Annotated in this window: 11 protein-coding genes and 10 pseudogenes; 7 read left to right on the top strand and 14 right to left on the bottom strand. The window is 59.9% G+C overall.

The genetic code is table 11. The annotated features are described in order from the left end of the window. Positions 1 to 2 precede the first annotated feature (2 nt). The 3 genes from JG739_RS36485 to JG739_RS29795 form a co-directional block, all read right to left on the bottom strand. The gene (locus JG739_RS36485; protein ID WP_446720522.1) at positions 3 to 2,081 is read right to left on the bottom strand and encodes a recombinase family protein; all 2,079 of its coding nucleotides are present in this window, start codon (positions 2,079 to 2,081) and stop codon (positions 3 to 5) included. Between the two features lie 258 nt (positions 2,082 to 2,339). Further along, complete coding sequence (locus JG739_RS29790) at positions 2,340 to 2,678, bottom strand: helix-turn-helix domain-containing protein (RefSeq protein WP_244749628.1); 339 nt, start codon at positions 2,676 to 2,678, stop codon at positions 2,340 to 2,342. Positions 2,679 to 2,987: 309 nt separating this feature from the next. Continuing rightward, a complete protein-coding gene (locus JG739_RS29795) occupies positions 2,988 to 3,275 on the bottom strand; it encodes a Y4bD/Y4pK family protein (RefSeq protein ID WP_199202839.1) in 288 nt (95 codons plus the stop codon). 26 nt (positions 3,276 to 3,301) lie between these two features. On the opposite strand from JG739_RS29795, the pseudogene JG739_RS29800 reads away from it, so the two are divergent. The 4 genes and pseudogenes from JG739_RS29800 to JG739_RS29815 form a co-directional block, all read left to right on the top strand. Further along, a pseudogene (locus tag JG739_RS29800) lies at positions 3,302 to 4,081 on the top strand (Mu transposase domain-containing protein); the annotation flags it as partial. A gap of 10 nt (positions 4,082 to 4,091) precedes the next feature. After that, positions 4,092 to 4,739, top strand: a pseudogene (gene istB, locus JG739_RS35670) (IS21-like element helper ATPase IstB); the annotation flags it as partial. A 498-nt stretch (positions 4,740 to 5,237) separates the two neighbouring features. Then, on the top strand, positions 5,238 to 7,343 hold the full coding sequence (locus tag JG739_RS29810; RefSeq protein ID WP_199202838.1) for a recombinase family protein: 2,106 nt from the start codon (positions 5,238 to 5,240) through the stop codon (positions 7,341 to 7,343). After that, positions 7,339 to 7,461: pseudogene (locus JG739_RS29815) on the top strand (ATP-binding protein); the annotation flags it as partial. The gene JG739_RS29810 and the pseudogene JG739_RS29815, both read left to right, overlap by 5 nt. A gap of 91 nt (positions 7,462 to 7,552) precedes the next feature. Here the strand turns inward: JG739_RS29815 and istA are convergent. Together istA and JG739_RS29825 are read right to left on the bottom strand one after the other, a co-directional pair. Beyond that, positions 7,553 to 8,362 (bottom strand): annotated as a pseudogene (gene istA / locus JG739_RS29820) (IS21 family transposase); the annotation flags it as partial. 71 nt (positions 8,363 to 8,433) lie between these two features. Further along, positions 8,434 to 8,565, bottom strand: a pseudogene (locus JG739_RS29825) (helix-turn-helix domain-containing protein); the annotation flags it as partial. 186 nt (positions 8,566 to 8,751) lie between these two features. Here JG739_RS29825 and JG739_RS36490 point away from each other — a divergent pair. Both JG739_RS36490 and JG739_RS36495 read left to right on the top strand, forming a co-directional pair. Next, positions 8,752 to 8,980 (top strand): annotated as a pseudogene (locus JG739_RS36490) (ATP-binding protein); the annotation flags it as partial. 97 nt (positions 8,981 to 9,077) lie between these two features. Then, positions 9,078 to 9,283 (top strand): annotated as a pseudogene (locus JG739_RS36495) (phosphomethylpyrimidine synthase ThiC); the annotation flags it as partial. A gap of 86 nt (positions 9,284 to 9,369) precedes the next feature. Here the strand turns inward: JG739_RS36495 and JG739_RS36500 are convergent. After that, positions 9,370 to 9,463, bottom strand: a pseudogene (locus JG739_RS36500) (transposase); the annotation flags it as partial. Positions 9,464 to 9,745: 282 nt separating this feature from the next. Here JG739_RS36500 and JG739_RS29835 point away from each other — a divergent pair. Further along, positions 9,746 to 10,032 (top strand): annotated as a pseudogene (locus JG739_RS29835) (IS30 family transposase); the annotation flags it as partial. Positions 10,033 to 10,048: 16 nt separating this feature from the next. On the opposite strand, the pseudogene JG739_RS35675 reads toward JG739_RS29835, so the two are convergent. The 8 genes and pseudogenes from JG739_RS35675 to JG739_RS29880 all read right to left on the bottom strand — a co-directional run. Beyond that, positions 10,049 to 10,478: pseudogene (locus JG739_RS35675) on the bottom strand (transposase); the annotation flags it as partial. 762 nt (positions 10,479 to 11,240) lie between these two features. After that, on the bottom strand, positions 11,241 to 12,647 hold the full coding sequence (locus JG739_RS29850) for an aminotransferase (protein ID WP_202364517.1): 1,407 nt from the start codon (positions 12,645 to 12,647) through the stop codon (positions 11,241 to 11,243). A gap of 161 nt (positions 12,648 to 12,808) precedes the next feature. Then, complete coding sequence (locus JG739_RS29855; protein WP_202364518.1) at positions 12,809 to 13,306, bottom strand: Lrp/AsnC family transcriptional regulator; 498 nt, start codon at positions 13,304 to 13,306, stop codon at positions 12,809 to 12,811. 68 nt (positions 13,307 to 13,374) lie between these two features. Then, entirely contained in the window at positions 13,375 to 14,919 is a 1,545-nt protein-coding gene (locus tag JG739_RS29860; protein WP_202364519.1) for a fumarate hydratase, read from the bottom strand. A gap of 6 nt (positions 14,920 to 14,925) precedes the next feature. Beyond that, positions 14,926 to 16,359, bottom strand: a complete 1,434-nt coding sequence (locus tag JG739_RS29865) for an NAD-dependent succinate-semialdehyde dehydrogenase (RefSeq protein ID WP_202364520.1) — start codon at positions 16,357 to 16,359, stop codon at positions 14,926 to 14,928. A gap of 203 nt (positions 16,360 to 16,562) precedes the next feature. After that, complete coding sequence (locus JG739_RS29870; RefSeq protein WP_202364521.1) at positions 16,563 to 17,489, bottom strand: LysR family transcriptional regulator; 927 nt, start codon at positions 17,487 to 17,489, stop codon at positions 16,563 to 16,565. Positions 17,490 to 17,614: 125 nt separating this feature from the next. Continuing rightward, the gene (locus tag JG739_RS29875; RefSeq protein ID WP_244749629.1) at positions 17,615 to 18,517 is read right to left on the bottom strand and encodes an HpcH/HpaI aldolase/citrate lyase family protein; all 903 of its coding nucleotides are present in this window, start codon (positions 18,515 to 18,517) and stop codon (positions 17,615 to 17,617) included. 133 nt (positions 18,518 to 18,650) lie between these two features. Continuing rightward, positions 18,651 to 19,802 (bottom strand): CaiB/BaiF CoA transferase family protein, encoded by a 1,152-nt coding sequence (locus tag JG739_RS29880; RefSeq protein WP_202364522.1) that lies wholly within the window; start codon positions 19,800 to 19,802, stop codon positions 18,651 to 18,653. Positions 19,803 to 19,809: the final 7 nt, after the last annotated feature.

Raw genomic sequence — 19,809 nt, forward strand, 5'->3', positions numbered from 1 at the left:
CTTCATATTGCACCTTGTTCGGTTGATTGAGCGGTAGTGGATTGAAGGCGAGCGGGATAAGGATGTTTTCCAGCGTTTCCCTTAATTATGGTGCGACCTGCGGGAAGTTCCCAGAGGCCGCGATTATGGTTATCACTAAAGCATTTGGTGATGAGGCCTTGGCGGCCCCACGCATGGACAGTCGTCAGAGATATATTGAACCGGATTGCAACTTGCTTTGTGGTGAGCATTCCTTTGTCGAGAAGGCGCTGACGACGACTTGATAATCTATAGGCATTGCGGATGTGGGCGATCTTCTTGAGATTATAGGGTGAGCCTTCCCACGTTCGAAGGCCGCGCTCGTTGAAGATTTCGGCGATCTGGCGATCGCAGTGAAGATCGAGCAGGCGGTCGACCTCGGCGACCAGATCAGGCTTAAATTTGCGGATCTGAGCGATCGGCAGCGGCCGATCCAGGGTCAAGGAGCGCGTCGCTCCGCCAGACAAGCTAACATGGACCGTGATCTTGTCCGCCTTGATTAGGGTCACGTCGGCGATGAGCAAGCGCAGGATGCGCTTGCGTTCACGCACGTCGACGCGGGGGTCGCTCCAGATCCGAGGGAACTGCTCGGCGAGATCAAGGATGCGTTGGCGCATCTCGGTGTCGAGGGCGGCGGCCTCCTCGGGCGCCCGCCGCTCGTAGTCCTCGACGACATCGGTGTGCAGCCGCAGCTTCTCGTTCCATTCAGCCTCGAGGGCGTCGGCGACGAGACGGTTGTCGGGATCGACCTTCATATAGCGTCGCTGGGCGAGTTCGGCGTCGTAGCGCGTTCGTTCAATATGTTGGCGACGCAAGTTGTCGGTCTCGGCGGTGCGGGCTTCCAGCTCGCCCTGTACCGCGAGGCTGACCTCCAAGGTCATCGGGGTCATCAGCTTGACTAACAGCGCGCTGACGGCCGGGTCGACCACCTTGCCCGGCACCGACTGGCAGACCTTGCCGCCCCGGCGGGTGGCGGTTTCCTTGCAAACGTAGGTCGGGACTGACTGCCCATGTTCCTGACTATACTGGACGCTCATGCGTTCGCCGCATAGGCCGCAAAGGACGCGACCCTGAAGCAAGCCTGGTCCCTCCCGGACCGGGCCGGCTTTGCGGTGTATGGTATAGGCTTGGGCGTTGTCGGTGAGCTTTTCCTGGTTCGCCTTGAAGCGCGCCCAGTCGATGTAGCCCGGATGCATGTCGGGCATGACGACTTGCCAGTCAGCCATTTCCACCTTGATCTGGGACACGCCGCCTCCGGGCCGAGGGCGGCCGTGTGATCTTCCATAGACAAAGGCGCCTGCATATCTCGGGTTATGAAGCACCTGCAAAATGCGAGCGTGACGCGGCGGCGCCCACAACACCTCGCCTTTTTGCGTGCCTTTGCGCAGCCGTCGTGGGAACAGGATGCCTTCGTCCAGGAAGTACTTGACCGTCCGGGTCGCGCTGCCGAGGCGCTCGAAGGTGGCGAACACCAGGTGAAGCGCGGCCTGCACCTCGGCATCGGGGTCGAGATCGAGGGCGCCATCAGGCCGGTAAACCAGGCCGACAGGCGCGCCGATCCGAAGCTCGCCGCGGCGGGCCTTGTTGATCTGTCCACCGCGCATACGGGCTTTGAGGAAGTGCAGCTCGGCTTCGCTCATAGTTCCTTTGAGCCCGAGTAACAGCCGATCGTTAAAGCCGACCGGGTCGTAGATGCCGTCTTCGTCGAGGATCAGGGTGCGGGTCTGGCCGCAGAGTTCGAGAAGCCGATGCCAATCAGCCGAATTGCGCGCTAATCGCGAGACCTCTAGCCCCATGACGATGCCGGCCTTGGTTAGCGCGACTTCGCTGACCAACTCCTGGAAGCCGTCGCGAGAGACAGCGCTGGATCCGGACTTGCCCAGATCGCAGTCGATGACGTGGATACGATCAACGGGCCAACCGGCGGCGATGGCGCGATCACGCAACGCGTACTGTCGCTGGGTGCTCTCGCCATTCTCGGCGACCTGTCGCAGTGTCGATTGGCGGATGTAGAGGTAGGCATCGCGCCGGAGGTGATCGGTGGTGATTTTGAGATCAGGCATGTGCTGGCTCCGCGGTTAGCGTGACAACAAGACTGGCTAAAATGACGATAAGCTCATTGGTGGCGGTCGCGCCCGGCATAGGCGGTCGATACACCGGGCGTGTCAGCGCCGAAGCGGGGGGCGTGGACATGGCCTTGATCCAAGCGGCCATACCTTGACGCCGAAGGGTGCCCAGCCCTGCGGCGGTAATTACTGGGGCGCCAAGCACGACCGCCCGTAACTGTTCGTAGGCGTCGACAAGATTGGCTGCGCCGGCGGTTAAAGAGAGTCGGGTCGTTTTTTTTGGCGCGCCATCGCCCGTTCGAGACTTCGTCGGTGCACGGTGATGCCAAAGCGCGCTGTGATCTCGGCGATGCATTGCGGCAAGGTCAGATCTGGCCTTGCCGCCTTGAGTTCGTCGACAAAGCCAACGATCTCTGCCGAGAGCTTGTGCCCATCCTTTGGTCCCCGCTGCTGGGGGATCAAGCCTGCCAGACCGTGATCGGCCAAGGTGCTTTGTGCCTTGTAGAAGGTTGGCCGCGAGACCCCGAAGACGCGGGCCACATTGCTGATGGGCACGCCATCGGCTTGATGGCGACGCACCATCTCGTAGCGCACCTGGACAAGGTCCTTGGCGTCGAAGGAAGGGATTGCTGATGAACAGGGTGTCGCTGATGGCTTCGGGGTGGGGGTTGAGCGTGCCGTCCCGAGCCAGGGCCTCGCCCTTTGGATCGTCTAGCACCGGCTTTGGTTTGGCCATGTCCAACCTCAAAACTGATTCGTAAATAAAAATACGCCTCACAAGCTAAGCTGTCAAATGCCGCAACCTGATATGAATCCCCAAAATGCCTGATACTACAGGCAACATTGAGGTCTCTTATCGCTCGATGCGGCGTATTTTGCATTACAATAGCGGTGTAATTGTTTTTACGCATCGCCCACCTCTATTGACGAGGAGACCTGCTCCAAGATGCCGAGCAGCCGCTGCAGGTCGACTATCCGGAAAGCGGCACGCCCAGCCGCGATCCGCCGGAATGGATCGGGCGGCGCCATGTCCGTCAAAGCGACGGCAATGGTTGGCAAAGTCCCGTTTGCCGCCCGATAGATTACCCGGTCCTCGCCCCAATGCGGGCTACGGCTGACCACCTCGAAGATCTGACCAAGGAGTGGGTGGAAGGGATGTGTGATGCGCACCGCAAGACCGGTCGTACCCACACGAGCTGCAGTTGACGGCTTGATCCAAGGCGAAAGTCGAGGCCTGTGTCGGCATTGTCGAACGCTGGGTCCTGGGCCGCTTGCGCAACCGGATCTTCTACAGCCTGGCCGAGGTGAACGCGGCGGTCGCCGAATGCATCACCGATCTCAACGACACACGGGTGCTTCGCCAGTTCAGCAAAACGCGGCGCCAGCTGTTCGAGGAGATCGACGCGCCGAACCTCAAGCCGCTGCCGGCGGAACGGTGGGTCCACGCTGAGTGGAAGCGTTGCCGAGTCGGACTCGATTATCACATCGCGATTGAGCACCACCATTACTCGGTGCCCTGGCGCTTCGCCCGCCGCGAGGTCGAGGCTCGAATTACCACACGCACCGTCGAAATCTTCCTCGACGGCGAACGCATCGCCGCGCACATGCGTGGCAGCGGCAACGGGCGGCATACGACGATCCCCGAACATATGCCCTCGAGCCATCGGCGCTACCGTGAATGGACGCCCGTGAAGATCCGGGAGGAAGCGGCGCGGATCGGGCCGATGCTGTCGTTGCTGGTTGAAAAGATCATTGAGGATCGGCCGCATCCCGAGCAGGGTTACCGTTCATGCCTCGGCATCATCGGGCTAGCGAAGCGCTTCGGCGCCGAACGCCTGGAAGCGGCCGCGCGGCGCGCGCTGGAGATCCAGGCGCGCAACTATCCCTCGGTCAAATCGATCCTCGAGAAGGGGCTCGACAAGGTTCCGGCGCGCGAAGCCCCGGACCACACGCCGATCTTCCACACCAACATCCGGGGCTCCGGATATTACAACTGAAAGGACTACAATGCTCAAACATCCGACACTCGAACTGCTGGGGCAACTCGGCCTGGCCGGCATGGCCCATGCGTTCATCGAATTGGAAAGCAACAGCGATGCCGACAACCTCAGCCACGCCGAATGGCTTGCCCTGCTGCTCGATCACGAGGCGACATACCGTAATGACCGGCGCCTTGCGCTCCGCCTTCGTCATGCGCGGCTACGCCACCATGCCGTGCCCGAGGATGTCGATTACCGTGCTGCGCGCGGTCTCGATCGCCGGCTGTTCGACAAGCTGCTCAAGGGCGACTGGATCGCCGCCCATGAGAGCTTGGCCATCGTCGGGCCGGCCGGGGTCGGGAAGAGCTGGTTGGCCTGCGCCATCGGTCACAAGGCCTGCCGTGACAACCGTTCGGTCCTCTACACCCGGCTGCCGCGGCTCATCGATGACCTGTCCCTGGCCAAGGGCGACGGCCGCATCGCCGCGCGCATGAAAAGCCTGGCCAGGGTCGATCTCCTTATCCTCGACGATTGGGGCCTCGAACCGCTCGACGGCAATGCCCGTCACCACCTGCTCGAAATCCTCGAAGACCGGTACGGGCGGCGCTCAACGCTGGTGACCAGTCAACTCCCGGTGGCCCGCTGGTTCGATCTGATCGGAGACCCAAGCAGAGCAGGATGCCCCTGTCATTGATCGGCTGGTGTCTCACATCACGGTAGTTGACCGTCGACACGCGCTCTGTGGACAGCGGTTTGAGGTGGCATCACTTCGGTCGGGGCGCGGACCTGCCTTTGTTGTCATCCGCCTGCCGGATGGGCGGTTACGCAATATCCGCCGGTCAGTGACGGATTTGTCGCGCGCTATCGATGATGACGATGAGCATCGCGGCGGGACTGAAAAGTTAATATCCGTTAGAATTTTGCTTCCTTTAGTGTATTATGTGCGAATCACCTTTGGTAACTCAATAGCGAATTGCAATGGTTGCTCATGCATTAGCACTTCGGATGGCGGTATCTCTTCCGGAGGCCAACGTTCCACTGGTAAGGATCAAGCGAGACTCGCCCAATCTTTGGAACGATCTCCCACCGGTATGTCAGCACCAACTCGCGCAGATGCTTGCGACTCTGATCCGCCGGATGCCGCCGACCGCGCCGGCGGTGAGGGAACAGTTTGATGTTGGCCGTCCCGGGTAATTCTGACGAGCGGCTCACGGCCGTCCGGCGTTCAAAGTTCGCTTACGTTTATGTACGCCAATCCTCGATAAACCAGGTGCGCCACCATCAGGAAAGCACCGAACTTCAGTACAGCTTGGTGGACCGAGCCGTCAGATTGGGCTGGCCGCCGGATCGTGTCGTCGTCATCGATGAGGATCTTGGAAAATCGGGAAACGGCCAAGTCGAGCGCGGCGGCTTCCAACGGCTCATCGCCGAGATCGGGCTCGGCAACGCGGGTCTGGTGGTCAGCCTCGATGCATCTCGATTGGCACGCAATAACCGAGATTGGCATCAACTCCTCGAGTTGTGTTCATTGTTCGGCGTTATCATCGCTGATGGCGAGCGCCTCTACGATCCCTGCGCTTATCACGACCGGCTGCTGTTAGGGCTCTCGGGGATCATGAGCGAAGCAGAGTTGCATCAGATCCGCATCCGCCTGCATCAAGGGGAGCGGCAGAAGGCGGCGCGAGGCGAGCTTCGCATACCGCTGCCAGGTGGCTTGGCGTACAACCGCTCCGGCCAGATCGTGCTCAATCCTGATGAAGAGGTGCAGGCTCGGCTGCGTCTGGTCTTCGACAAATTTAGGGAGCTTGGGACCGCGCGACGCGTTATGCGTTACCTGCGCACGCACGACCTACGCATACCGGTGCGGCCGCTCCGCGGGCCGGGACCCCATGAGCTGGTGTGGCGAGACGCCACCATCGCCCATGTCCATTATATTTTGCACAACCCGGCCTATGCCGGCGCATATGTCTACGGCCGGCGCCGAATAAATGCGGTCCGCCAAGGTCCGGGTTCGCACCGCGCAACCTCGAAGGTGGCCATTGACGACTGGGAGGTTTGCATCAAAGACGCACACCCTGGTTATATTGACTGGGAGGAGTTCATGGTCAATCAGCGCCGCCTCGCCGACAACACCAATCGATACGAGGCCGGCCACCGCGGCGCGCCGCGCAAGGGCATTGCTTTGCTGCAGGGCTTGGCGGTTTGCGGCCAATGCGGGCGGCGGATGACCGTGCGCTACAGCGGCCCCGACAGTGCATGCCCCGTTTACTGCTGCCTGGCGGACCGCAACCAGACCGGCAGCTCTCTCTGTCAGGAGGTTCGGGCGCCCGCAGTAGATGAGTTGGTCGCCCAAACCCTCCTGAAGGCGTTGGAACCTGACCAAATCGCCATCGCCATCGCTGCGCTCGACGAGATTGCGGAGGAAACGCGGAGCCTCGAGAAACAATGGACGCTACGGCGGGAACGTGCGCGGTATGACGCCGAGCGGGCTCGACGACAATACGACACCGTGGAACCGGAAAATCGTCTCGTCGCCAGAACCCTGGAAAAGGCATGGGAAGACAAGCTGCGCTTGGTCGATGAGATCGAGCAGGAATATCGTCGGTGGAGAGACCGAGAGCCCTTGGTGTTACAGACACAGGATCACGCGGCGCTTCAGCAACTCGCCGAGAATTTGCCGGCTATCTGGCACTCAGAAACGACCCAACCAGAAGACCGCAAACGTATCTTGCGCTTCATCGTGCAGGAGGTCGTTCTCGACCAGAAGAAGATACGCGGCCAGGTCGCCATCAGGATTCTTTGGCAGACCGGCGCAACCAGCCAACATCAAATCCAACGCCGAGTTCAATCTTACGATCGAGACTATGGCGAACTCGAGCTTGTGCGTGAGCGGATCACGCAACTCAATGCTGCGGGCGATATGGACAGGCAAATCGCCAAAAAATTGAACGACGAGGGCATTCGTTCAGCCCGAGGCAGACCATTCACCTACGAGAACGTCTGGCTTCTGCGCCACCGCTGGGGAATCCCGACAGCCAAGATTAACGGTGTCGCAGCCAATCCGACACGCTGGCCTGATGGGACCTACTCTGTACAGGGCGCTGCCGCTGCAATCGGCGTGACGGCTCAAACCATCTTCGATTACCTCGCCCAGGGACTTATCAACGGTCGGCAAAGCACGAAAGGCCAGCCTTGGCAGATCAGCCTTTCCAGCGACCAGATCGATCAACTTCAACGCCGACTGCAACGGACCAGGCGATCAAGGAAAGGTGCATCATGAAGCATTCGCGGATCCCACCTACGCCGATGCCATCCTCGACCGCCTCGTTCACAACGCTCACCGGCTCGAACTCAACGGCGAATCCATGCGCAGATCCATCATCTCCGCTGCCGCTTGACCGAACCGCAAATGCAGTGACATCTTCCCCGACGATCAGGTGCTCCACCTGCGCGCGATCAGATCGGAACGCTGCGCGGCATCAGATCGGAATACATGCGCGCCATCGTCGGAATCCGCATAACGTAGCCGACTCCGCGTTCGTCCTTCCCTTTCGTGCGCGCTCGATAGGGAGCACAGGCCCGCGGCTTGAAGCCCCAGTACCGGGCGAAGGCATGCAGCCGCGCGTTAAACCTCACCTCGCGCGTCACCGCGTCATGGTGCTCGACAAGAGCCTTCGCATTATCGATCAGGACTTCCGCCGGAACGCCCCCGAACCGCAGGAATGCGCCCTCCAGCCCTTCGAACCAGTCGGCCTGGCGCTGCCTCTGCGAGGCCCGGATATGCATCCGGCGCGAATAGCCAAGCGTCCCGACAAACACATGGATCCGCACCCGCTCGCCGCCGATCCAAACACGGGTATCGCCGAAGTCGATCTGCATCTGATGACCGGGCGCCGTCTCGAAGCGGACTGTCGCCCGCTTCTGCGCCTTTAGCTCCCGGCGCCAATGCTGCACCCCACGCTCCACCGAACGCAGGCTGATAACGATCCCGTGTTCGTCCGCCAACTCTTGGCGAATAACGTCCGCGTTGCCGTCGTGACGGAAAAATCGCTCCCGCAACCAATCATCAAGCCCGTCGAGCGCCGACACGCGCGGGCGACCCTGATAAGCGATGACACCGCCTTCACGAAGGTAGCGGCGAGCCGTATTGCGCGCGCAACCGAATTCCTTTGCGATCCGTTTTGCGCCCCAGCCGCATTTATGCAGGCGCACCATCGACATGACTTCCTCTGCCTGCAGCATCCCCTCTCCCTGCATCGATCTGGACGGTGCAGGAGTCACAGAAATCTCAATCGTCATCTAGCTTCTTTCCTCTCAAAAGAGAGGGATCAGTTCTTCGTGTCGTCAGGGGGTCAATTGTGCATGTCGCCTGACACTGTCGTCTTGCTGATCTTCAGCCGTTCCGACACCTCACGCACCGAAAGACCCTGCTCATGGGTCAGGCGCAAGATCGCTTGGATGTCCCTCACGCTCGTTCGTCTCGCTTGCTTCCGTCTCGGCATGGCCCCTCTCAACATCATCGTGAGAGGCCAAACTGCCAGAACGGCGCAACCAAGAACCGACCGCTAAATCCGCTCCCGAAAACTGTCCGGGATTTAGCGGAATCGCTGTCCGCGAATTACTGAAATCACTGTCCGGGATTTAGCGAAAAGGGTGTCCGGGAATTACCGAAACACGCACATGACCGGCTGATCGCACTCGGCTTGACCGGAATAGCCAACGCCTTCGAGGAACAGCGGCGATCGCCGGATCTCGATGCGCTGTCGTTCGAGGAGCGTCGCATCGGGCTTCTTGTCGATCGTCGAGGAGCGCGACACCAAACGGCTCACCACGCGCCTTAAATTCGCCGCGCTGCGCCAGAGCGCATGCGTGGAAGATGTCGATTTGCGCATCCCGCGCGGCATCGATCGCGCCGTTACACCGGCCACAAGTGCCGAGACTTCGATCAGGACGTTGTCGTAGCCCGGCCGATCGACGACCGATGCACGCGATCACGCGAACGCCACGGCACGAGTTCCACCACGAGACGTTGGCCAAGAAGCGACAAGCTGGCGCATTTCTGCTCGATGTGCGGGCCGAAATTCTGCTCCCTGCGAATCTCTTATGAGTTCGCTCGGAAGTCCAGAAGGAGGGCATGGCGGTTATGGCCGCGAATACCGCGAGGGCGGCGATCTCCACGCGCGCGGGCGCCATTCAGCGGCAGCCCTAGTTCGCGAATGATTAGTTCCGGGCACCCGGGTCGCGAACATTGCTTCTATTTTGGGTTCTGATCAAATCGCACGGATCAACGTTCAGTGCGCCTGCCCCCGACGACCCTCCCAGTCCACGCCGATCGCCACCAGCACCGCCTGGCTGGCGATCACGCTCGCGAGCCCGCTCGTAGCGCGCGTCTAAAATGAGAAGTGGGCTCAACCGGTGAGGGCAACACACAAGTCTTTCATCAAAGATGGAGTGTGGGCCATGAAGCAGCGACGTCGCATCTATCATTCTGCTGCCCAGCGATCGGAGATCTGGGATCGGTGGCAGGCTGGCGAGTCGATGAATTCGATTGGGCGGCGGTTTGATCGGGCGTCACTGAACCCTCGGGATATCTCCTCCGCTCGCCCAGACTGAGCGCCTTGGGCGCCCGTCGCCGCTCGGCTGGGCGAATGCCGCCGGCTGGGGAGATCACCGAGAATACCGATGACGTGGGACCGAGGCAAAGAGCTTGCCGACCACCAGCGGCTGACACTGGCCACGGACGTCGAGGTCTACTTCTGCGATCCTCGATCACCATGGCAGCGCGGCCCGAATGAAAACACCAACCGACTGCTGCGCCAATATCTGCCACGTGGTACCGACTGTCCCTGCACAGCACACAGGCAAAGCTCAGCGCCATCGCGCGGCAGCTCAACGAACGCCCCAGAAAGACCTTGCTCTATCAGACCGCAGCGGAGAAGTTCGCTGAGTGTGTTGCAGCGATCGGTTGAACCCGCCGATACGGCATTCCAGCGGCTGCGTGAAGAACGCCTTCAGCGCTTCATCCAGTCGCACCGTCGCCTCGCTCACCGTCGAGGCCAAAGAAGGCGTGGCCGCACAGTTCCTCCGTGTTCGCCTTCACCTTGCGGGTCGAGACCCCTTGCACGTACATCTCCACCAGCGCCGACACCAAGGCCTTCTCCGAACGCTGGTAGTGTTCAAACAATTCCGTCGAGAACCGGCCGGCCCGGTCCTGCGGTACGCGTAGCTCGAGAACTCCGACTCGCGTCAACAGCTAGCGTTCATAATAGCCGGACCGGCAACCAACCCGCTCCGCCGTCCGCTCGCCTTTCTGCGCCTCAATAGCCTCCGTCATCTCGCTTTCCAAAGTCTCCTGCACCACAGTCTGCAAGACCTTGCGAAAGCCGTCCTCATCCAACAACAGCAACGCTTTCAACTCGCCTCTGTTCAGTCTAGAATAGTTTCTCGATTGGTCATGGCACTCCCCTTCTACGGGAATCGGGGATCGCCACTCTCCACCGTGCCATGGCCGCCTCACTTCCGGGCAAGCGCTGGCCTTTCTCCAAAGCTTTTTGCAGAACCTTCAGGACACTATCGCACCTTCTGCCAGGCTCATGACCCAGGCCCGCCTTGAGGACAGGGGCAACGACCAGACATCACGCGGCCCTGCAGGCTACTGGCGCCCACAGTATAGGCCCATGTAACCGGCCACTCCGCCGAACGGTATCCAGCCTCTCGGTGGAGACGTCGAGATATCCGGTCACGGCGCTGGTGGCGTGGCGATTCGCCGATCCGCGCAATCGGCCGGCCGGCGCGGCAAAGGATGCGCTCCAGGCGCAGATCGGTGACGATGACAATTCGGCTGAGATGGCGCGACAGTTAATCGCCCTGCCGGTGGGGAGGTGCACCGGCAGGGCGCGCCGCGCTTAGGTCGCGGTCAGGTGGCGACCGGACAGCGGCGACAGGCTGGGCTTTGCGAACGAGTTTGTCTCTGGATCCGCAAGGGTTTGCTCCGTTACATCGTTGGGCACGCTCCACAAACAGTCCCGTGAGTGCGCGGAAGGGCAGTTGCATCCTTTAACATCTCCGCGCGCCTGCCGGGCCCACGGTCTGCCCAACGTCGCACGCGTATTGCGCTGAAGCGACTGCTTGGAGAATATGACTCATCGCCGGCAGCAATCCAACGACTCAGTCACGATTATATCGCACCCTCGGCCTTCAACGCGTGATAGGTTGTCTCGACAGATTTAGCGGTTGCGTCGACGATTATGTCGATCTCCTTCCGGGTGATGATCAAAGGCGGGGCAAAGCCGAGGATATCACCGTGTGGCATGGCGCGGCCGATGACACCGTTCTCGAACAGAGCAGCGGCGGCGCGAACGCCGACCTGAAGATCGGATTCAAACGGTAACCTCTGCTTTGGATCTCGCATCAGCTCTACGGCGGAGAGGATTCCGACACCACGAACCTCGCCGACGATGGGGTGTCCCGCCAGTTCGGCAGTCATGCGGGCATGCCAATACGGTCCGACATCGCGGACATGCTCCAGGATATTTCTTTCCTTTAGGAGTCGAATATTGGCGAGCGCGGCCGCAGCGCAAAGCGTGTGACCCGAATATGTCCAGCCATGACCGAGGGCGCCGTGCTTCTCTGTTCCTTGTTCCAAGACCGACCAGACGCGGTCGCCAATGATTGACCCGGAGATGGGTAGGTAGGCTGAACTCAAGCCCTTGGCGATGGTCACGAAGTCCGGCCGCATGCCATAGAGGTGTGAACCGAATTTCTCACCGGTTCGTCCAAACCCGCAGACCACTTCGTCGGCGATGAGGAGGATATCATACTTGTCGAGCACGCCTTGGATCGCGGTCCAATATCCTTTTGGGGGCGGAACGATACCGCCTGTCCCAAGCACCGGCTCTCCGATAAAAGCTGCAACGGTCTCCGGGCCTTCAGCGAGGATAAGGGCTTCAAGTTCATCCGCACAGCGCTCCGAGAACGCTTGCTCACTTTCGCCGTCATGCGCCTGGCGATAGTGGTGCGGCGTCGTTGTATGGCGCACCAGATCCAACGGCAGGTCGAAGAAATTATGGAAGAAGGCAAGGCCCGTCAGGCTGCCAGTGACCAGCCCAGACCCGTGATAGCCGCGATGTCGCGAGATGATCTTCTTCTTTTCGGGGCGGCCCAGAATGTTGTTGTAGTACCAGACCAGCTTGATGTTGGTTTCGTTGGCGTCGGAGCCGGAAAGGCCGAAAAAGACCCTTCGCATGTTCTGACCAAAATACTCGACCACGGCCTCGGCCAAGAGGGCGACTGGCTCTGTTCCTTGACTTGCATAGACATGGGCGAACGGCAATTCGTGTGCTTGCCTGGCAATGGCCTCGGCAATTTCCGTGCAGCCATATCCCATATTGACGCAGTAGAGCCCACCGAAACCGTCGAGGCTCTTTCGGCCTTCGGTATCCCAGATGTACACGCCTTCTGCACCGGCCATGATCCGATTTGGGGTCTCGCCTCGGCTGTGCTTGGCCAGATGCGTAGACGGATGAAAGACGAAGCTTCGATCCTTCTCTCTGAGTTGCTCGGTTCCCAGATTGCTCAACCGCATTGTCCTCTCCTCGCGATGGATTGGCGGAGGGCACTCGGCCGGCCGCCTCCTTAGCAATTACCATACCGCAAACGCCTCTTCAGTTTCGCGGGAATGCACGTCCTTCGCCGACGAAATCGCGGAATCGGGACCAAAAGCCGTGGAAACCAAGGCCTCGGCGTTTACCGTCGCCTTAGTGCGGACAAGGGGATTGGTGAATTGGACTTGATTGGTTTGGTCACGACAAGACTGTAATATTGATCGATCCCCAAGGCTGCCTGCAGCAGTCCCTCCATGAAATCCTGATACGCAGCCATAGAAGGAGATGCGACGCGCATCAGATAATCGATCCGCCCGCCGATAGCCCAGCAATCCAGGATTTCCGGAAATTCTCCGATCGCAGTCTCGAAGTGTCTTTGGTCCTCGAGGCGATGACGTCCCAGCACGACCTCCACCATGACAAAGACCATGCCGCCGATGAGGGCCGGACTCAGCCGCGCGTAGAACCCCTCAATAATCCCTGCGACCTCGAGTGCACGGAGCCGCTCCGAGCAGGCCGACGCCGAAAGATGAACGCGTTTTGCAAGCTCGCTTTTTGAAATCCGGCCGTCTGCCTGAATCTCTGAGAGAATCCGGAAGTCCCAAGCGTCCAGGCGCGCAGGATTGGGGTTCGACTTCATGACCTTGTGCTCTTAAGCCGTTGTCGACAATGGAATTGACGCCGACCAACCGAGATTGGTCGGAAGGCTCAAACGCCGATGTTGCGTGCGATGCTGTCCGCAGCCATGCGCTTGCGCCACTCAAGAGGCCCGGAATTGTGAATGGAGTTTCCCTCAACATCGACAGCCATGATGACAGGCATATCCTGCACCTCGAATTCACAGACTGCTTCCATGCCCAGGTCTTCGAAGGCAATGACCCGCGCTGACTTGATTGATTTTGACATCAGGTAGGCAGCCCCACCCACTGCGATGAGATACGGCGTTCTGTGTCTGACAATCGACTCGATGGCCGCCCGTCCTCTCTCCGCTTTGCCCACCATCGCGAAAAGCCCGGTTTCAGCGAGCACCTTGTCCGTAAAATCGTCCAAGCGGCTGGAGGTTGTTGGGCCAGCGGGTCCGACGACCTCATCTCTCACGGCGCGGACGGGCCCAACGTAATAAATAACGCGTCCTTGCAGATCGAATGGAAGCGGCTTGCCGGCGTCGATCAACTCGACGATTCGTTTGTGGGCGGCGTCACGGCCTGTCAGCATCTTTCCGGACAGAAGAAGCGTTTCACCACAGCGCCACGATGCCGTCTCTTCCTTGGTCAACGCGTCGAGGTTGACTCTTCGTACGCCGGCTGGACTCAATTCGTCGGTTCCAATGTCGGGCCATTCGCGCAAGTCGGGCGGCTGAAGCCTGATGGGTCCAGAGCCGTCCAAGGTAAACTTCAAGTGCCGGTTGGCGGCGCATTGCGGAATGAGCGCCACGGGCTTGGACGCCGCATGGGTAGGATAAGTCGCAACCTTGACGTCGACGACTGTCGTCAGGCCTCCAAGGCCTTGGGCGCCGATGCCCAGCGCGTTAATCCGTTCATAAAGTTCAATCCGCAGTGCCTCTTCCGCACTTGTTGGCCCCCTCGCGATCAACTCCGCCATATCGATGGGCTGGTTCATAGCCTCCTTGGCCAGCAGCATCGCCTTTTCAGCGCTACCACCGATGCCAACGGAGATCAGGCCGGGTGGACACCATCCACTTCCAAGCGTCGAGACTGTGTCAACCACCCAGTCGGAAACGGACCCGCTGGGGTTCAAGGTGGTAAAGCGCGCCTTGTTCTCTGACCCGCCGCCTTTTGCGGCAATGGTGATCTCGATCTGGCTACCTTGCACAAGGTCGACGTGGACGACCGCCGGCGTGTTGTCACGGGTGTTGACCCGTCCGGCGAGCGGATCGGCAACGATCGATGCCCGAAGGGGATTGTCAGGATCGAGATATGCCTGACGGACACCCTCATTCACGAGGTCTGCGAAACTGACCGTTGATTTGATGCGGGCGTCCATGCCGACTTTTGCGAACACCACCACAAGACCGGTGTCTTGGCAGAGCGGTCGCCGCCCAAAGGCCGCCATGCGGGAGTTCAGCAGAATCTGCCCGATGGCATTCTTTGCCGCCGGGCTCTGTTCGCGCGCGTAAGCCTGCGAAAGAGATCGGATGTAATCTGGGGGATGGTAGTACGAGATGTACTGAAGGGCGTCGGCCACGCTCTTCGTGATGTCGTTGCCGGCGATGGTCCGTGTTCTATTTCCCACCGGATTTCATCCAAATGAACCGAGGCCGTTCACCATTTTCAGGATTTGGAAGCTTCGCACCCCCTGCTCGCCTCCTTCATAGCCATAGCCGCTCTGTTTGACGCCCCCATAAGGCGCGTCCGCGGAAACCCCTTTAAGGTAATTCACACTGACAGCGCCTGCTGAAAGACTGTTGGTCAGCTTCTGTTGCGCATCGGCAGCTTCCGTGAAGAAGTAGGCGGCCAGGCCATACTCAGTATCGTTGGCTTTTTCGATGGCCTCGTCGATCGTATCGAACGGCGCCACCGTGAGGATCGGTCCGAACGGCTCTTCATGAAGCACTCTGGCATCCTTTGGCACGCCCGTCAGGATGGTTGGCGGCCAGTAAAAGCCTGGTCGGTCGAGGCGGGTTCCACCTGTCTCGATGCGGGCGCCGCGATCGACTGCATCCTTGGTCAGACGCTGCATGGCCTCAATTCGCCGCGCATTTGCCATCGGTCCCATCTCCGTTGCAGGGTCGTCCGGTGGGCCGATCCTGATCTTGCGGGCTGCTTCCGTCATCCGGGACAAGAATTGCTCATAGAGCGACCGAGCGACGAGAATCCTGCTCGGCGCGTTGCAGCTCTGGCCCGCGCACTCGAACTTGTATTGCGAAATTGCCGGTATCGCCTTTGCCAGGTCGGCATCCTCACACACAATGACCGGGGAGTGCCCACCGAGTTCAAGGATGCAACGCTGCAAATTATTTGCGGCGAGCGTGGCCAGCTGCTTTCCAACCGCGGTTGAGCCCGTGAAAGTCAAGACCTTCACGATTGGCGAACTGAGCAGATGCCGCGATATATGCACCGGCACGCCGAAGACCAGATTGACCACGCCCTCCGGGATGCCTGCTTGGTGCAACGATTTAACGATATGGACCGCCACGCTCGGTGTCTCTTCGGCCCCTTTGAGGATCACCGGGCAGCCTGCCGCCAGCGCGGGGGCGAGCTTGCGGGCGATGAGCACGGCCGGATAATTCCATGGCGTGAACGCAGCAACGACACCGAGCGGCTCCGGGACGATCATCCGGCTCGGGCCCATCGGAATGGGGGCCGACAGCTCTTCGGCGCGCGTGCCGTTCCACTCCAGTGTTTCGACGGCGCGCGCGTACTCGCCTGTCGATTCGGCAATCGTCTTTCCCTGTTCGGCTGACAGGTCCCTGGCTGCTGCTTCAATCTTCGTTGCCAAGATTCTTGCGGCTGCTACCAGGATTTCGCCACGTTCTTTTGCAGGCCGTGAGGACCAAGCCTTGCGGCTGCGTTCTGCAGAAGCGAGGGCCTCATCCAGATCCGACACCGTCGCCGAGGCGACCGAGGCAAATACCTTCTCCGTTGCCGGATTAATCACCGGCAATGTGACTCTGCTACCACCGGCCCGCCATTTGCCGTTGATGAAGAGCTCGTGGCTCCTGGCGTCGGACATCGCGTGCTGCTCCACTTGTGTGAATTTTTGCCATACGAGCGCCGTTCGATACCGAAACCGCTGAACTCGCTTGAGCCACTTTCACCGCGACGGTCGCAGCGGGTCAAATATTGAATATTGGCCAAACCCATCTCGAATCCAGATTGATACCGCTCAAGCAGCCGCGAAGAGCGTTAGCACTGGAAGAACTTGGCTGGGATCTCCTAAACCCGGTCCGGAACCGTGGCTGACCAGTGCTTGCCCTCGATCAAAGTCCTTACGACCTTGGGGATCAGCTTGCGGACCGCGGAGACAGCTGGAGAGCGCTCATCTTTCGGGTTGACGGCAAGCACGACGGAACGGGTGATCACTGGGTCAATGATCTTAACCGTCCGGACTTGGCCTTGAGACGCCTCTTTCTGAATCGCCGACGGGGTAAGGATGGAGTACGCCTTTCCTTCCATGACCATATTGATGATCGTGGAAAGGGAGTCGACTTCGAACCTGACGTCCAGAACACAACCGTGCTGGGCAACGACATCCGCCACCGAACGCCTGACATTGTTGTTGCGCATGGGAACCGCCAGTGGAAATGCGTGCAGGTCGGCGAGCGCTATTGAATCTTCGAAAGGCGGTAGAGCCGGCGGCACCACCAGGCAAAACTCTTCGCGGGCCAGCACCGCCATTTGCCCAACGCTCTCGGCAGTGCGGTAGAGGACAGCCAGATTGAAACGGCCAGCAGCCATCCACTCCTCCAGCGGTCCCGTCATTCCCTCGATCATCTTAAGCGAGATCCTCGGCAATTCGCTTCTTACCGATTCAAGCAGGGGACCGCTGAGGACGCGAGCGGCGCCGGACGGAATGCCGATGGTCACCTCTCCGGAAGGAGCAGCCACCGAGTTGGTCAGTTCGGCCTCAGTGAGCTGAATTTCCTTCAGGATAACCCGCGCGCGCTCAAGCAGCTTATCTCCGGACGCTGTGACGCTGACACCGGTCCTGTCGCGAACCAGCAGCTGGGTGCCGAATCCTTCCTCCAGTTGACGCACATGCAGGCTTAGAGCGCTTTGAGCAACATTGAGGGTCGCAGCTGCCTTCGTGAAACTGCCGGCTTCCACGACGCCGACAAAATATCTTAACTGCCTGATGTCCACGATGAACAAATCCAACCGGGGCATGTTCCCCAGTGCTGTTTATCTATCTCGAAACGAGATGGCAGGCAAGCCACAAAACTGTCGCATTAGTTTCAAAACCGCCTGTCCGGCCGCTGATTATAGGGTCAGTTATTGCTGGAGAGAGCCAGGATCTCGTGGGCGCGTCGCACCACTGGCGGATCGATCATTTTGCCATTCAGCGAGAATGCGGACAGTCCACGCGTGGCGGCATCGTTTTCCGCCGCGACGACCTTATGGGCCCACTCGAGTTCCTGGGCGCTTGGCGAGAAAGCCTCATTGAATATTGCCACCTGTGTCGGATGGACCGCCAAAGCTCCAGCGAAGCCTAGCCGCCGCGCATGCACCGCGGCTTCATGAAGTTTATGCGTGTCCGAGAACTCGCCGATGCTTCCTATGAAGCCAAGCGGGAGCAAGCCGGCCGCACGGGCGGCAAACAGAACAGAAAGGTTCGGCGCCAACAGTAGGTCGAATTCCGGGGCGCCGCCAACAGCGGCACTGAAGTCTTCAGGACCGAGTGCCATTGCGACCATCCTTGGGTGCGCCGACGCAATGGCCGCGAGCCTTTGCAAGGCGCCCGGCGTCTCGATCTGAGCAAGAAAGCGGATGCGTCCCAGCGGAAGATTTCTTTCTCGTTCTAGTTCTGAAACCGCATTCGCGATCTCTAAAACCCACTCTGCCGAATCCGTCTTCGGAAGAACCAGTGAGTCAACACCAGCCATCACGGCTGCATCGAGATCGGCCGCCAAGGCGCGCAAACCACGATTCAGGCGTACCAAAACAGATGCGCCCTTGCGGCCCACCTTTGCCACGGATTCAGGAAGCTGCCGCCGTGCCTCGCCCTTCTGATCCTGGGGAACGGAATCCTCTAGGTCGACAATGATGCCATCTGCACCCCGCTCATGCGCCGTCTCCACAAACCGCGGAACGTGAGCGGGTACGAAGAGCAGGGATCTCCAGCGGGGCACAGACATCGCGCTTTGAACGACCGCAAAGGTGTCCTTGATCACGGAGTCGCCTCCGCGGCCGTTTTTAGCGACGGCGGTGCCAGTGAGCTTTTTGGGCGGCCGGCGTGCTGAGATGATGCGTGGTATACAGGTCCTTTGAAAATCGCGTGCTCGCTCACCCTACCGAGATGCGCGCTCACGCTGACGCGGCTCTCTCGCGCAAACGCCCCAGAACCTCCTTGCGGACAGTGTCGGTATGAGCGCCAAGAGCCGGAACTGGGCGCAGCGAGGGGTGCTCGGAGTTGAAAATCGCCGCCGGCGCTATCGTTTCGACGGTTCCTTCGGGTGTTCCGACCTGCATCCTGCGAAGGTGTGGATGGTTTGAAACATCCGCCACTTCGTTTAGTCGGCCGTATGCCAAACCGGCGGCCTCGAGCTCCCTCATCGCTTCAAGGCAGGACAGTTCAGAAAACCGCCTCTCAATGATCTCATCAAGTTGCGCACGGTGACTGAGGCGCTCCATATTATCAGCAAAACCACGTGCGCGTGTAAGCTCCGGCTGCTTCAGGAATTTCTCGCAGAAATTTACCCATTCGCGGTCATTTTGAACCGAAAAGATGACCTCTTTGCCGTCAGCACAACGATAGGCGCCATAGGGCGCCAGCGACGGGTGTTTCACGCCCGCGCGTACCGTTTGGTAGCTGCTGTAGTCGTGTTGCAGAACCGGTACGTTCATCCAGTCGGCGACGGCATCGAACAGTGACACCTGAATGCTAGCCCCCTCGCCGGTGACCTCGCGGTGATACAGCGCCTGAAGAATGGCGCTATGTGCTGTCATGCCCGCCGAGATGTCGCAAACCGACACCCCTACACGCGCTGGCCCTTGTTGGGTGCCGGTGATCGCGCATAGACCTGTTTCAGCCTGGACGATGAGATCATACGCCTTCAAATGGGAATACGGCCCTTTCTCCCCGAAACCCGAGATGTCGCAGGTGATCAGCCGCGGAAAGCGTCTACGCAGATCAGCAGACCCGAAACCCAGTTTTTCTATGCTGCCCGGCTTTAGGTTTTGGATGAAGACGTCAGCAACGGCAATGAGGGATTCCAGGACGGCACTGTCCGCCTCAGATCTCAAGTCTAGGCACACTGACTCCTTACCCCGATTAAGCCAGACGAAATAGGCGCTTTGCCCCCGCACCAGCTTGTCGTAGTTTCGGGCAAAATCTCCTTCGGGCCTCTCAATCTTGATCACCCGGGCGCCGGCGTCCGCAAGGCGAGACGATGCGTAAGGCGCAGCAACGGCCTGCTCCACGGCAACGACGGTGATCCCCTCAAGAGAGTTCTGCATGCGGCAC

The sequence above is a fragment of the Mesorhizobium sp. L-2-11 genome, from assembly GCF_016756595.1.
Lineage (GTDB): Bacteria > Pseudomonadota > Alphaproteobacteria > Rhizobiales > Rhizobiaceae > Mesorhizobium.